The sequence below is a fragment of the Paenibacillus sp. FSL R5-0470 genome (assembly GCF_037975205.1).
Lineage (GTDB): Bacteria > Bacillota > Bacilli > Paenibacillales > Paenibacillaceae > Paenibacillus_AQ.
Map to the genome: position 1 here is coordinate 2,619,733 of NZ_CP150238.1, position 14,329 is coordinate 2,634,061.

The following is a 14,329-nucleotide window of genomic DNA, read 5'->3' on the forward strand; positions in this document are numbered from 1 at the left end:
TAACTAACTCCACGATAACCCCAACAATGGCAGGCTTTGATAAGAAAACTGCGAATCAAGCAGACGTAGCAGTAACTATGACGTTGAACGGAAATACACTCAGCACGATCAAAAACGGAACAGCCACCCTCGTAGCAAGCACAGATTATACAGTGAGTGGTTCTACAGTAACGATCAAGAAAGAGTATCTGGCAACCCAAGCGTTGGGAAGCACTACGCTTACCTTTGAGTTTAGTGCAGGAACCACACAATCCTTGGTTGTCACGATTGCGGATACGACAGTAGCTCCTACTGCAGCATTGAAAGTACAGATGTATAATAGTTCATTGTCTGCTTCCGGAAATACGTTGAATCCAAAGTTTAAGCTGGTGAATACGAGCACAAGTGCTGTGACACTCTCTGATGTGAAAGTGAGATACTATTACACTATTGATGGTGAGAAGGCACAAAGCTTCTTCTGCGATTGGTCACAGGTGGGAAGCGCGAATGTAACAGGAACATTTGTAAAATTGCCAACAGCTAAAGCAAATGCGGATTATTATCTGGAGGTTGGTTTCTCAAGTGCAGCAGGTTCACTTGCGGCGGGTGCGAGCATCGACATTCAGGTGCGTGTGTCTAAAGAGGATTGGACGAATTATACTCAAACCGGAGATTATTCCTTTAATGGAGTAGATACCAACTATGTGGACTGGAGCAAAGCACCAGCATACGTGTCAGGAAATTTGATTTGGGGTAGTGAACCTAACTAAAGACATCACCAATATTTATGCAATAGAGGCTGTCCTAGAAGTAGATAATTCTACTTTTGGGGCAGCTTCTATCTTTATAAAATAGACCAAACGACGATCGAGCAGGCTAGAGAGGAATTAGGGAAAAACTCCCTGAAAATAGCCGAGTTTAGCCTTAAATGAACGAAAACAAGGAATTCCTCCCTAAAAATCAGGGGGATTTCTTTATTTTCCAGCAAATCAGCTAAATTATAGGGAGGTTTTCCGTAATTACTATTTGGATGAGTAGATATGTCAGAATTACAGGGGGAAATTCCCTAATTATTCTATCGGCACTTCAATTGATATGCCATTTGTTTAGTTGTTACAACGTTTGTCCACTATCTACCGTAATGATCTGTCCGGTCATTGCTTCCTGTTCGAGTGTTGCGCAGACGAATTGAGCGATATCCTCAGTGGATGATAGACGCTGGAGCAGCAGATTAGGTGCTAATTTATGCATCTGTTCTTCTCGACCAGACCACCATCTGGTAGCAACAGCTCCCGGTGCGACACAGTTCACTCTAATAGTTGGAGCTAGCGCATGGGCGAGAGATTTCGTGAGGCCATGAACAGCAGCTTTGGAGACCGCATAAGGAAGGGAAGAACCTAAGCCAGTTTGTCCGGCGATGCTGCCGAGATTGACGATGGTGCCTGAACCGCTCATGTTCATATATGGTGCAACTGCTCTGGCGCAGAAAAACATTCCTTTCACATTCACATCATAGAGTTCATCCCAGACTTCCTCTGTTGCTTTTTCCAGATCACCCAGCGCAATATGTTTAGTAATACTGGCGTTATTCACCAGCAGATCTACCGTTCCAAAATGCTGAATAATCGAATGGACCATACTTCGCACTTCCTGATCCTTAGAAACATCGGCTTGTACTGCTATCGCTTGCCCACCTTGATTTATAATCGTATTCACGGTTTCATTAGCTTCTGCCTCGGATCTAGAATAGTTCACTGCAACAAGGGCTCCGCGTCGGGCTAATTCCAGACTTACAGCCTTGCCAATTCCAGTACCTCCACCAGTTACTAAGGCTACTTTATTGTTAAGATCCATCCTTATTCACTCCTTTGGTTGGCGTATGTTGTTGATATAGAGTATTCTATAGTGATTATTGGATTTCGTATAATTGAATTAATTGAAGGTTTGGTTCAATTTATTTGAATTAAGTAGTGGAGGGCTCAGAAATGGATCTAAAAACAATAAAAACCTTTCAAACCATTGTGAGTTCAGGAAGCTTTAACCGTGCAGCAGAGGAATTGAATTATGCCCAATCCACGGTCACGATGCAAATGCAGAGGCTTGAAACCGACTTAGGATGTCAACTGCTTGAGCGGGGAAAACAAATCAGCTTAACTGAAGCTGGCAGATTGTTTTATGAAGAGAGCTTACATATTGTTAAGGACATGGAGCGGCTACAGAGCCGTTTGGCTGATTTAAAAATAGGTGAAGCTGGCAACCTCCGCATAGGGGTAACGGATCCGACGGCGAGCTATCGTTTGCCGCAGCTGTTAAGCAGCTTTATGACGCAGTTTCCGAAAGTGAAAGTCTCCGTGGAGATCGCGGGAACCGCTGCACTCAGTGAACTGCTTTTGCGAGGCGAAATTGATATGGCTGTATGTTCAGCGCCAGAGCTGGGTAAGGAGCTTTATTTTGAACCCTTATTTACGGAGGAATTTGTGTTACTTATGCCAGAAGAGCATCCGCTAGCTTCCAAGGAGAATATCACGCCAGAGGATTTACAGGATCATAGGTTACTTATTACGGCAGCAAACTGTCCTTATCGCAAAAAATTAGAAAGTGTGCTACAGGAATCAGGTGGTGCACCGTTCGATACTATGGAGATTGGAAGCATGTCGGCTCTAAAATATTATGTGGAAAGTGGCTTAGGCGTCGCTCTTGTCCCTGAGATAGTCTTGAATCCGGCCCCTGCAGGAACGGTAGTGCGAAAACTGGAGGGAAAGGTTATCGATATGACCTGCGGTATCCTATGTAAACTTTCGGATTATCCCTTGAAGCTGGCGAGCTCCAGATTGTATCATTTTTTAAAGCAGGAGCTATCCGCGACAAGGATATTTTGAATTTTAAACGAATTGTATGTATTAGGAAAAAAAAGAGAGGGCGGTGCTTGATGTTTTTAAGGAGAAAATTCAGTTTCTGGTTTTCGATTATTAGTATCATCATCTGTCTGGGTGATTATTTGGGGATTGAGATCGCAAACATCATTCTTGTACGACTTAATCCAATTATAGATACGCTGATTTTCATGAAGCCCTTTGCAAACTGGATGGTTGATGTTAATAATACGGAATGGGCTGCAAGCAGTATATTAATCAGCGTCAGATTTCCCACGTATGTAATTCATTTTGGGTCGTTCCTGATTCTAGGACTTCTTATAGATTATCTTATACATATATTTAAACAGAAGTAAAAAGCGAGCAGTATTAGCCGAGATGAGGAAAGGTGAGATGAGATGAGCGGAGTAGAGGGAAAGCTTGAGTTGGAGAGGATTGTTTTTATAGGAAGGACCTTTGAGGAATATTTACAGATGTTCAAATTGAAAGAAGCGGATCTTGTAGGCAGGCGGATTTTGGATTGTCCTGCAGGTGCCTGCTCTTTTACAGCGATATCGAATCAGTTAGGGAGTGACGTGACTGCTGCGGATATCGCTTATTATTACTCTGCGGATGAGCTTGAAGATAAAGGTGTTCAAGATATTGAGCATGCTATGTCTGAACTGGTTAAGGTACAGGGCAATTTTGTATGGGACTACTTCAAGTCTATAGAGGATTTGACACAAGCGAGGAGTAGGGCTTTAAACGATAACATCAGGGATCAGAGACAAACCCCGGCGCGATATGTTCCTGTGATTTTACCTAATCTGCCGTTCAATGATGAGGATTTTGATCTGACATTGTCTGCGCATTTCCTATTTATGTATAGTGATCGGCTGGATTATGATTTTCATCTAAGGACTGTTAATGAACTTATGCGGGTGACTAGAGGAGAACTTCGTATTTTCCCTTTAGTTGATCTGTCTTGCAAAAGATATGAGCATCTAGATCGCCTTATAGATGAGATGGTTCAACAAGGTTTCGCTGTGGAGGAAATGGAGGTTCCTTATGAATTTCAAAAAGGGGCAAATCAGATGCTGAGCATTAGAAGAATGAAGCCATAAGATAGTAGATAGCTATAGTTTGTAAAATGAAACACGAGGGCGTCCCTAAGCCATTTTCATCGCTTTGGAGACACCCTCGTTTTTTAATATAAGCCTATAAAAATTACGCCACTTTCTCTTTACGTTCTGCTACATAACAAGCAATCCCCAGTACCAGACCGAGTCCTACCAGAACGGCACCGACCCATGGCAGCGAAGTAATCGCAAGATGAGAAATGACCCATCCGCCGATGAAAGCACCTGTTGCGTTTCCGAGATTACCTGCGGAGTGGCTGGTTGTGGAAGCAAGTGCAGGAGCGGCCTGAGCCAGACTCATGATCCGTATTTGTAATCCTGGCATGACCGCAAAGGACACCATACCCCAGAAGAATATTGTGATTACCGCAGCTACTGGGCTATGCATTGTGAAGGAAAAGATCGTAAGAATGACACTAACCGCGAAATAAAGTCCCACGATAGAAGGCATCAGCTTCCAATCTGCAAGCTTCCCGCCAACGATATTCCCGATGGTTACACCACAGCCGAAGAGAACTAGAATCCATGTCACACTATGCTCGGCAAAGCCGGTAACTTCCATTAGCAGTGGCGCTATATAAGTGAACACTGTGAACAAGCTGGCGTTACCAAGCGCGCCGATCAGTAAGAATAGAAGCAGTTTAGGATTAGCTAGCGCAGAAATTTGCTGGATTACACTAGCAGGTTTGTCTTGTTTAATCTTTGGAATGAAAATAAGAATGCCGATTAGTGCAGCGACTCCCATGACTGCTATCGCAGCAAATGAGGCGCGCCAGCCCATGTTTTGCCCAATAAATGTTCCTAGAGGAACACCGACGATATTAGCAATCGTTAGACCAGCCATCATAATGGATACGGCTCCGGCCCGCCTATTGGGCTTGACCAGATTAGAAGCGATCACTGCACCAACGCCAAAGAAAGTCCCGTGTGTTAAAGCTGTGATGATACGAGCAACCATAAGAACGGTATAGTTTGGAGCAAATACAGAGATTCCGTTGCCTAGAATAAATAATACCATGAGCAGGCATAACAGTTTCTTTTGTGGAATTCGTTGTGTAAGGATGGTTAGAATAGGAGCACCGACGGCTACCCCAAGGGCATACATCGTGATGAGCTGACCTGCAGTAGAAATACTAACCTGTAAATCTTTGGCGACATTTGGTAAAATACCCATGATGACAAATTCAGTCATTCCAATGGCAAAAGCGCCTACGGTAAGTGAAAGAATAGAGATGGGGAAAGGTTCTTTGCGTGTTTTTTCCACACGGGCTGGTTCCTTGTTGAGGTTTGGAATTGCGTTCATGGTGCCGATGTTCAACCTTTCTTCTGTCTGTAATGAAGCTCCACCCTTATTAAGATGATAGATCCGACATGTAGTACTGCTTTATATTATTTAGTTTTCTGAAATTATTTTCAAGAGAAATATTTATTTCAGATATTTTCATTTTAAATAATCATAGAAGGGATGAATTATTCATGATGGATGAAGGTGTAGTCCAAGTGCTCGAATTACCGGAGATGAAGCTAATAGGCTTGAGTATTACTTCTTCCTTTGTAGGGCACGAGACGGAAAGAGTAGAGGCGATGAAGCGAGAATTTAATAGTAGAAAAGATGAAATTAGCAATATTATTCACCCTGAACGATACCTTAGTCCACATTTTACTTCGGAGAATTTATTTACCTATATGATCTGTATGGAAGTGGAGGAACTCACGAATGTTCCTGAAGGTATGCTTGGTTTTACGATCCCGGCTCATCGGTATGTCCAGGTGAAATCCAAAGGCGATCCTTATGAGATTCTTCATACTTATGTGAGAGAAAATGGTTTGCAGAGTAATGATCGTGCATTGGCTATTGAAGTCTATCAGTTTGCTAATCCTACGTGGCCTGATGAGGTTGATGTGTACATTCCATTGCGATGAGAAATAATTATAAGCAAGCAGCTTTAATGGCACTCCGGCACTTTGACCTCGATTGGACACAGATTCGTTTTATCCAACGATCGGACACCTGCACTTTTGTAATAGAGACTAATAAAGAGGGGACTTTTTTGCTGCGTCTTCACTCGGGGAGATCTAAAGAAGAAATTAACTCCGAAATCGCTTGGCTGGAGCTTTTGAAGAGGAAAATTGATGTCCCCCTGCCGAAAGGCGTTCATGATCGAACGGGTTCTGTTACGTTCAAAGTGGAGCAAGGTAATGAGGATGGTATATATGCATCGTTAATGCGCTGGGTTGAAGGCGAACATGCGAACGAAAGACTTACCGAAGATCAAATTTACAAAGAAGGCGTTCTATTAGCCAAGCTACATAAAGCGGCACAGGAGCTTGAGTTACCTCCAGGCTTTAATCGTCCTGTGTGGGATGAACATAGCTTTAGAAAAGCAATGCTCCGATTAAAGCTGCACTACCATAGTTTTCTTTTGGATGATGAGTTCGTGCTGTATCAGTCTGCGGCTGAGAAATTATACGGCTGGTTAAGCAAGCAGCATAAAAATAAGAACAGAAGGACTTATGGGGTTATCCATGGTGATTTACATCAAGGGAACATCATATTTAAAGAGGGTGAACCTCGACCGATTGATTTCGGAAGATGTGGCTGGGGATATTATCTTTATGATGTGGCACATACCATTCTAGGGTTGTATCCTTTACAAAGAGAACTGGTCATTAAGGGTTACGAAAGTGTGGCCAAGCTTGATGGGGAGTGGTTTCAGACTTTAGAGAATTTTACGGTCATGGTTATGATCGAAAATTATTGCCATCACGCACCCGACCCTAGAGAAACCGAGGGACTGAAAGCAGAACAGCCTTATGCGCAAGCGATTCTAAGGAATTATCTTAGGGGAGATCCCTTTCTTTTTAACACAATTGAGATTTAGCGTATAAAATTAGGGCCTCATTGGGGAATTTATAAAAAGTTCCCTAAGGAGGCTATTTTGATGAAAAAAAGCTGGATTGCTCCTCTTCTTATCGCAGTTATGTTCTTGCTGGGGCAACAACCTTGCTCCGCTAATGGCTTAGTTCAACCGCAATCTGAGGCTCCGCTTAGATCTGAATCGGAACCGAAGCTTCCAGATCAGGATTCCCGCGAGCTCATGTACAAAGACACACTAATGCTCTTCCTTTTACCCCATATTGAGAAAAAAATTGCTGAGATTTATGCGCCACTTCTGACGATAACTCCGACAGTGTATCCTTATTTAGTAGATGTTACAGATATAAAGCGAGTGAATGGATTTCGTCGGTTTGATTTCTTAATTACACTCAATATACACCCTACAGTGGGTCCACATCTTTCCGTTGGAGAGGACACTATGACTTTTAGAATCACTCCTGGTCCTAAGGTGAAGTTAGAATCATTCAAGCATTTGAGAGACCCACGAAAGTCTGACCTTACACCAAATTACCAAAATATCTTGAGATAGTGTGGTAATTAACTCTTACAATCACAATTTCGAACGCTTACCCAGCTAACCACACACTCCGATCTATGGGGTGTTTTTTTTGTGTCTAGAATGGTGGTGGATTATTGGCATGTATGGTATTATGAAAATAGTGGATATATTGATTTTAGTTACTAAATTCAAATTATGAGGTGTGAGGATTGAGTGATCATAAATTCGAAGACGAACACAGAGATGAAATTTTAAGTGAATTCTATTCTAAAATCACAAGCGATATCACAAGCAGCTCTAAGGATAAAGTTAAGGTAGGCGTAGCTACTAAAGATGGGCAGTTAGGGTTTCTTTTTACGAGGGGAGGTCTTCGGAAAGGGGCTGGCAGAAAAAGCACCGGTATAACTAAAAAGGTATCTTTGACGTTACCAGAAAACATCTGGCAGGAGATAGAGCAGGCCTGTGAGGAACAGAACGTATCTCGCTCCCAGGTATTTCGGAACATTATTGAGGCACATTTTGCAAAGGAATCTAAGGAGAGTTAGGTGAGGTCTTTGCTAATCCATGTGTCAAAAGATTCTCTTAGCACAGCACTACAAGCAGTCTTAAAAGCTATATCCGCGAATAGTTCCTCCCGTGTTCTTTCCGGAATACATATTCAGGCGCAAGCGGAGGGTCTGACTTTAACAGCCAGCAATATAAGAATGACCATTGAATATAAGCTTCCTGTGAAGATGGATTCGATGATTGTACACAAACCAGGTGAGATCGTAGTGCCCGCACGTTATTTTTATGAGATCATCCGCAAGCTTGACCCTGGATTAATTAGGCTGGAAATCGCAGAGACATTGATTCTAAATATCCAATCGGGCAATACTCAGTTTCGTTTATGCGGGATGGACACTGCAGAATTTCCGAGAATCCATTACGTGGATCATCCAAACACCCAAAAGATACGCATGAAGAACACACTTTTGAAGCAAATATTTAAACATGTGGTTTTTGCGGTCTCTTCGTTGGAAACAAGACCTGTGCTCACAGGTGTTTCACTTCAAATAGATAATCAAAATATTCGCGTAGTCGCCACTGATGGCATCCGCCTCGCTCAGCATGTTGTTGAAAACGTAGAAGATTACGGAGCAAGTCCTTTAAATGTTATTATACCGGGCAGCACCCTTGAGGATCTTTTAAAAATAATAAACGATGATGAGGGCAGCAGCATCCAAATCGAGATAGGTCAGAAACAAATCAGATTTATTTCTGATGGCTTGAGGGTTCAGTCTGCGCTACTTGAGGGCACTTATCCCTATGTCGATAATTTAATTCCACAAGTATATATATCCGAAGTGATCGTTAAGACAGAGCGTTTGTTGCGTGTGGTTGAACGTATTGCTATATTGGCTGGTGAAAGTGTAACGCTCGGTGTATATCCCTCCGGTATACTTCATTTAATATCCAGGACCGCCGACGTAGGTGAGGCAAAAGAGGAGATTCCATTGGAGTATCTAGAAGGTGAATATTTTCGAGTAGCTTTTAACGGAAAATATTTCAGAGACATCCTTCGGGCGATCGATAGTGAGACGCTTAGAATAAGGTTTGCTGGAAAAGAAAGACCACTGGTGATACAGCCTGTAGACATGACTTCGTCCACACTTTTTTTAATTACACCAATGAGGACGCAGGATGGAGGATAGACATATGAGCTTGCTAAGTAGAGTTCTCTTTGCTGAAAAAATATTATATTAATTACTTGGAGGAATGATCTATGAATCTGTTTCAGATGGGATCAAAACCGCTTGGGACCGAACGAATCACTGCATTTTTAGAGGATAATTATGTGAGTATCGGATATCCCGGAATAGGGGATTTGGAGAACATCAGTAAAGTGGAGCTCCGTGATCGGATGATTCATACATACCAATACAGTGAGTTGGAGCTTACAAAACATATACAAGCCATTCAACTCTTCGTACATACGATGCAGGATGGCGATTATGTGCTGGTGTGTGATGGCGATTGGGTACATCTAGGAGATCTAGGCGATTATTTTTACAATGAATTATTTGACGCGCCAGACATCGGTACATGCCATCGACGTGGTGTAACTTGGCTGAAAAGTCTTCCTATAACCGATCTAAACGCAGGGATAAAAGAGTTTCTTAGCGATAGTGGAGTGGTCAAACAGTATAAGGGGCCGATGCCTAGTGCTCGTGTGGATCTGTGGATTACAGGTTCTTCTGTTTCAGAGCAAGCGGTGAGTAATCGAATGCATGTGGATGAAGAGACATTATCAATGGCGCTCGATATTTTGAAGGAAGCTCTTGTTAGTGAGAACGCCGAACGACGGGAACGAGCAGCAATTGCAATTCTTCAGTATGCTAAGTAGTGAAGAAAGATTTAAGTTCCACATCCTTAGTAAAAAAGCGTTCCATCCGAACTTCAAATATCGGATGAAACGCTTTTGTTATATCTATCGATATCTTCCAATAACCCTCAGATAAATTCAACGAATTCATTGACCGGTTTACGATAGCCACGTGGTCTGATTTTATGTTTCTTGTCTTTTCCGATAGTGATCAGCATAACCGGTACCATATGATCGGGTAGATTTAAAGTGGATTGAATCGCTTCCGGATCAAAGCCGATCATCGGGCAGGTATCCCAGCCTTTATCTTTGGCAATCAGCATGAAGTGCATGGCAGACAGAGAAGCATTCCGAATAGCCTCATCTCTTTGGAAAGCATCATTTCCTTTGTATGCATTGTTAATCGTTTCTATCTCTGCATCATAATCCTCTTGACTCATAGCCCCTAAAGCTTTAAGTCCTCCGAAGATTTCTGGGGCTTTCAGATAAGCATTCTTATCCCCGAGTACCACTATTACCGCTGAGGCGGAGTGGATTTTATATTGACCGTAAGCCGCTTTACGAATCTCTTCTTTTAAATTCTCATCAGAAACCACTTTATAATTGGCATGTTGAAGATTATATGCAGATGGAGCCAATCTGGCGTAAGAGAACATTTCCTCAAGTTCATTCTGAGGGATCTTCACCCCTTCAACAAAATTCATAGCAGACCTGCGGGATTCAATCAAATCTGTAAAAGCGCTCATGAGTTATTCCTCCATATGTTATGTATTTGCTTGTTAATTATAAATAAGTGATATTTATAAATGAACTAACTATTAGTTACTAACTCAAAATAGCACAGTTAATTATATTCGTCAATGATTAAATTCACTTCATTTACATTCAGCTCTCTAAGTACTTTGGAATGTCGAATAATAATTACTATGTTGTAAAATATTGGGATGTAAATTAGGATATTAGGATACGAAAAATTTAATTGCTTTTATTAATGAAAGGGTGGGAATGTTGAACGATACTAGAGAGCAGTTGATAATTGACTTGCAAAGAATTGAAGAGAACGATTACGAGCTTAGAAGTGGGGAGCAATTAAGGGATTATGTGAAATTGATGCTTGAGTACATAGGAGATCCACAGCCGAAGCTACGAGATGACTTGATCTATTCCACCTTCTACAAATGGGTTAACGAGAAACAATGGTTTAGTGATGCGGAGCTTCGTGAACTACTTTTGATTCTCCTTGACGAGCAGCATTTGTTTTATCACATTGGCAGCAAAGAAGATCAGGCTGTGTTCACAAGAACGTTTTCGGTACTGATCGTTGCGCTGATTCTTCAGCGGCATAGGGAACAGGCTTTTTTAGCTAGCGCAGAGTTTACAAATGTGAAGGAAGCGCTTATTAGATATTATGAGGAAGAACAGGATTTACGAGGATTTATGCCTGAAGAAGGTTGGGCTCATGCTGCAGCCCATGGCGCAGATGCCTTGGATGAACTGGTACTCTGCTCGGAGAGTGATGCTGCAATAAGGGAAGAGGTTTTGGCAGTCATCCAAAGGATGCTTTACAACGATCAGCACATATTTAGCGACGAAGAAGATGAACGGATCGCTACGATTGTAGCTACAATGATAGATCATCATTTACTTCCACAACAATCTATTGTCGACTGGATTCGCAACTTGGAGCAATGTGGGGGGTGGCCGAGAAGCCGCGGCCAGTACGTTGCTCGTGTGAACACCAAAAATTTCGTTCGTTCTCTGTATTTTAGATTGCTACCATTAAAGAACAATCCGGCAATGGACGAGGTTTTATTGAAAGCGGAGATGAATTTGAATGAATTTACACAATAAGCATTTAATCATCTATGCATGTATAAATAATATCGAAAATTATGACTAATTTATTTTAATGTAATAAAAATCACAAAACTTTAGAAAAAATCAAAAACTTTGTGACATTTATAACTTGATAAGTGCTATAATAGAAATATGGCGTTATAAGTTTTTATTTTTTTATTACTATTAAGCAGCAAAGCTTATTTGCAGAGGAGATTCGGATATGTCAGAAACAATCACTCAAACACAACCTGAGCAAGAATCACCAAAATTAGCTGTCACTCAAGAACAAATGAATGTTCTAGAGCAGCTATTGAAGCCTGAAGTTCAGGAGTCGTTAACTGTCTTAGTGGAACAGTTGCCAAAATTAACAGAGCTTGTCGGCGTGCTCACAAAGTCATATGACTTTGTTCAAACTGTTGCTGCGGATGAAGTCTTGAAAAGTGATACGGTAAGTGCAATTAAAGAACTTGCTGAACCAGTGGTGCATTCGGCGAAGAATATGGCAGCTACAGTGATCGAAGCGCAAGATCGTGCGAATGAAAATAGCGATGTGATCGGTGTATTTGGTCTTATGAAGATGATGAAAGATCCACAAGCACAGAAGCTTTTCCGTTTCGTAAATGCTTATCTTCAAGTTGCCGGCGAACGCAGTCAACAGAAATAATATTTTTTATATCTCATTCGTAAGGACGGAGGAAACATCATGTCTAAACATATTGTCATTCTAGGAGCAGGTTATGGTGGTCTACTAAGCGCCTTAACTGTACGCAAGTACCTGAAGAAGGACGAAGCTAAAATTACAGTCGTTAATCAATATCCTACACATCAAATTATTACAGAATTGCATCGTCTTGCAGCGGGTAGTGTTGCAGAAGGTGCTGTTGCTATGCCATTAGCTAAGCTTTTTGCAGGTAAAGATATCGACCTGAAAATTGCAAAGGTGAATTCTTTTTCTGTTGAGAACAAACAAATTACACTATCTGATGGTGTGACATTGTCCTACGATGCTTTAGTTGTGGGTCTTGGAAGCACTACGGCTTATTTTGGCATTCCAGGTCTTGAGCAATACAGTATGGTTTTGAAATCGGCAGCAGATGCTAACAGAATTCATCGTCATATTGATGAGCGTATCCGTGAATATGCGAAGTCTAAAAATCCAGCGGATGCAAGCATCCTAATCGGTGGCGGTGGCTTAACAGGTGTTGAACTTGTTGGTGAAATCGCTGATGTGTTGCCAACACTCACTAAGAAATATGGCGTGGATCCTAAAGAAATTAAACTGATGCTGGTTGAAGCAGGTCCTAAGATTTTACCAGTATTGCCAGATGCATTGATCGAACGCGCAGTGGCAAGCTTAGAAAAACGTGGTGTTCAATTCTTGACAGGACTACCTGTTACGAATGTAGCGGATAATGTCATTGACTTGAAAGATGGTCAAAAAATTATTGCTAACACCTTCGTATGGACTGGCGGCGTACAAGGAAATCCACTGATTGGTGAGTCCGGTCTTGAAGTGAACCGTGGTCGTGCAACGGTAAATGAATTCTTGCAATCCACATCACACAAAGACGTATTCGTTGCTGGTGACAGCGCCGTTGTCTTTGCCGAAGATGGTCGTCCATATCCACCAACTGCACAAATCGCTTGGCAAATGGGCGAATTGATCGGGTACAATCTTTATGCATACTTGAAGGATAAATCATTTGAATCCTTTAGTCCGATCAACTCAGGGACGCTTGCGAGCTTAGGCCGTAAAGACGGTGTAGCCATCGTTGGTGCTAGCTCAACTCCGCTAAAAGGATTGCCTGCAACCTTGATGAAGGAAGCAAGTAATATTCGTTACTTGTCCCACATTAAAGGATTGTTTAGCTTAGCTTATTGATTGTATTTTTGGAAAACCTGCTCTTATTTGAGCAGGTTTTTTTGTTGATCTCTAGTGGTTTCTACCATGAATTGTTAATGATTGTCCTAGTACGTAGTATTCATTTTTGATATACTATATTGGCTAATATTAACAGGGGAAAATAGGGGAGGATTACGTGATGTTATTCCGACAAAACGATGTCATTCTGTTTCAAGGCGACAGCATAACGGATTGGGGTCGTAATTATGATGATGCTTCATCGCTTGGTGTAGGTTATGCATTGATGATCGCCGCTCGTCTGGGGCATTTGTATCCTGAGAAGAATCTTACGTTCTATAATCGTGGAATTAGCGGCAACCGTGCAGTAGATTTGCAGGAACGCTGGGAGAAGGATTGCCTGAATCTGAAGCCGACGTGGGTGTCCATATATATTGGGATTAACGATACTTGGCGCCGCTTTGATTCTGGTCAGGAAACAACGCCTGAACAATTTGAAGCTGCGTATCGTGACCTGATCGAACGCACGCAGCATTCGCTGGCTGCTAATTTAGTCTTAATCGAGCCATTTGTGTTGCCTGTCCCAGAAGATCGTAGAACTTGGCGCCAGGATTTGGACCCTAAAATTCACATTGTTCGTGAATTGGCACGTGAATATGGTGCATTACTTGTTCCGTTGGATGGCCTGTTTGCTGCGGCATCCGTGAAAGCAGAGCCTGCTTATTGGGCTCCGGATGGAGTACATCCATCACCTGCGGGCCATGCACTTATTGCAGAGGCTTGGCTTAAGACGGTAGGCAATTCAAGCTTAATCGTCTGATCATATCACTACATATTTACTTGATTTTATAAGACTAGAACCACTCATTAAAGGAGCAGGTTATAGTCTTTTTTTT

General features: G+C 42.0%; 17 protein-coding genes. 14 read left to right on the forward strand and 3 right to left on the reverse strand.

Features of this window, described 5'->3' with window-relative positions; all coding sequences use genetic code 11:
* The first annotated feature begins 26 nt into the window (after positions 1–26).
* On the forward strand, positions 27–749 hold the full coding sequence (locus MKY99_RS11230) for a X2-like carbohydrate binding domain-containing protein (protein WP_339271597.1): 723 nt from the start codon (positions 27–29) through the stop codon (positions 747–749).
* Between the two features lie 343 nt (positions 750–1,092).
* Here MKY99_RS11230 and MKY99_RS11235 read toward each other — a convergent pair whose 3' ends face one another.
* Entirely contained in the window at positions 1,093–1,833 is a 741-nt protein-coding gene (locus MKY99_RS11235) for an SDR family NAD(P)-dependent oxidoreductase (protein ID WP_339270507.1), read from the reverse strand.
* A 131-nt stretch (positions 1,834–1,964) separates the two neighbouring features.
* On the opposite strand from MKY99_RS11235, the gene MKY99_RS11240 reads away from it, so the two are divergent.
* Genes MKY99_RS11240 through MKY99_RS11250 form a run of 3 tightly spaced genes read left to right on the forward strand, consistent with a single transcriptional unit; the run spans position 1,965 to position 3,955 of the window.
* Positions 1,965–2,858, forward strand: coding sequence for a LysR family transcriptional regulator (locus tag MKY99_RS11240; protein ID WP_339270509.1), 894 nt, complete (start codon positions 1,965–1,967; stop codon positions 2,856–2,858).
* A gap of 50 nt (positions 2,859–2,908) precedes the next feature.
* Entirely contained in the window at positions 2,909–3,208 is a 300-nt protein-coding gene (locus tag MKY99_RS11245) for a hypothetical protein (RefSeq protein ID WP_042187201.1), read from the forward strand.
* Between the two features lie 42 nt (positions 3,209–3,250).
* A complete protein-coding gene (locus MKY99_RS11250; protein ID WP_339270511.1) occupies positions 3,251–3,955 on the forward strand; it encodes an SAM-dependent methyltransferase in 705 nt (234 codons plus the stop codon).
* Positions 3,956–4,058: 103 nt separating this feature from the next.
* Here MKY99_RS11250 and MKY99_RS11255 read toward each other — a convergent pair whose 3' ends face one another.
* The gene (locus MKY99_RS11255; RefSeq protein ID WP_339270512.1) at positions 4,059–5,273 is read right to left on the reverse strand and encodes an MFS transporter; all 1,215 of its coding nucleotides are present in this window, start codon (positions 5,271–5,273) and stop codon (positions 4,059–4,061) included.
* Between the two features lie 173 nt (positions 5,274–5,446).
* On the opposite strand from MKY99_RS11255, the gene MKY99_RS11260 reads away from it, so the two are divergent.
* The 6 genes from MKY99_RS11260 (at position 5,447) to MKY99_RS11285 (ending at position 9,754) form a co-directional block, all read left to right on the forward strand.
* On the forward strand, positions 5,447–5,893 hold the full coding sequence (locus MKY99_RS11260; RefSeq protein ID WP_339270514.1) for an effector binding domain-containing protein: 447 nt from the start codon (positions 5,447–5,449) through the stop codon (positions 5,891–5,893).
* A complete protein-coding gene (locus MKY99_RS11265; protein ID WP_339270516.1) occupies positions 5,890–6,852 on the forward strand; it encodes a phosphotransferase in 963 nt (320 codons plus the stop codon). Before MKY99_RS11260 ends, MKY99_RS11265 begins: the two co-directional genes overlap by 4 nt.
* Before the next feature lie 60 nt (positions 6,853–6,912).
* On the forward strand, positions 6,913–7,398 hold the full coding sequence (locus MKY99_RS11270) for a DUF3888 domain-containing protein (RefSeq protein WP_339270518.1): 486 nt from the start codon (positions 6,913–6,915) through the stop codon (positions 7,396–7,398).
* Between the two features lie 179 nt (positions 7,399–7,577).
* Positions 7,578–7,913 (forward strand): hypothetical protein, encoded by a 336-nt coding sequence (locus MKY99_RS11275; protein ID WP_339270520.1) that lies wholly within the window; start codon positions 7,578–7,580, stop codon positions 7,911–7,913.
* A gap of 21 nt (positions 7,914–7,934) precedes the next feature.
* Entirely contained in the window at positions 7,935–9,062 is a 1,128-nt protein-coding gene (gene dnaN, locus MKY99_RS11280) for a DNA polymerase III subunit beta (protein ID WP_339270522.1), read from the forward strand.
* A gap of 71 nt (positions 9,063–9,133) precedes the next feature.
* Entirely contained in the window at positions 9,134–9,754 is a 621-nt protein-coding gene (locus tag MKY99_RS11285; RefSeq protein ID WP_339270523.1) for a hypothetical protein, read from the forward strand.
* Positions 9,755–9,861: 107 nt separating this feature from the next.
* Here the strand turns inward: MKY99_RS11285 and MKY99_RS11290 are convergent, their stop codons facing one another.
* Positions 9,862–10,479, reverse strand: a complete 618-nt coding sequence (locus MKY99_RS11290; protein WP_339270525.1) for a nitroreductase family protein — start codon at positions 10,477–10,479, stop codon at positions 9,862–9,864.
* A 295-nt stretch (positions 10,480–10,774) separates the two neighbouring features.
* On the opposite strand from MKY99_RS11290, the gene MKY99_RS11295 reads away from it, so the two are divergent.
* From MKY99_RS11295 to MKY99_RS11310, 4 genes are all read left to right on the forward strand, one after another.
* Positions 10,775–11,584 carry a DUF2785 domain-containing protein gene (locus MKY99_RS11295; protein ID WP_339270527.1) on the forward strand — a complete coding sequence of 270 codons (810 nt, stop codon included), beginning with the start codon at positions 10,775–10,777 and terminating at the stop codon, positions 11,582–11,584.
* Between the two features lie 208 nt (positions 11,585–11,792).
* Complete coding sequence (locus MKY99_RS11300; protein ID WP_042187214.1) at positions 11,793–12,236, forward strand: DUF1641 domain-containing protein; 444 nt, start codon at positions 11,793–11,795, stop codon at positions 12,234–12,236.
* 39 nt (positions 12,237–12,275) lie between these two features.
* Positions 12,276–13,454: an NAD(P)/FAD-dependent oxidoreductase gene (locus MKY99_RS11305; RefSeq protein WP_042187216.1), complete on the forward strand. Its 1,179-nt coding sequence runs from the start codon at positions 12,276–12,278 to the stop codon at positions 13,452–13,454.
* A gap of 160 nt (positions 13,455–13,614) precedes the next feature.
* Positions 13,615–14,253, forward strand: a complete 639-nt coding sequence (locus MKY99_RS11310) for an SGNH/GDSL hydrolase family protein (RefSeq protein ID WP_339270528.1) — start codon at positions 13,615–13,617, stop codon at positions 14,251–14,253.
* Positions 14,254–14,329: the final 76 nt, after the last annotated feature.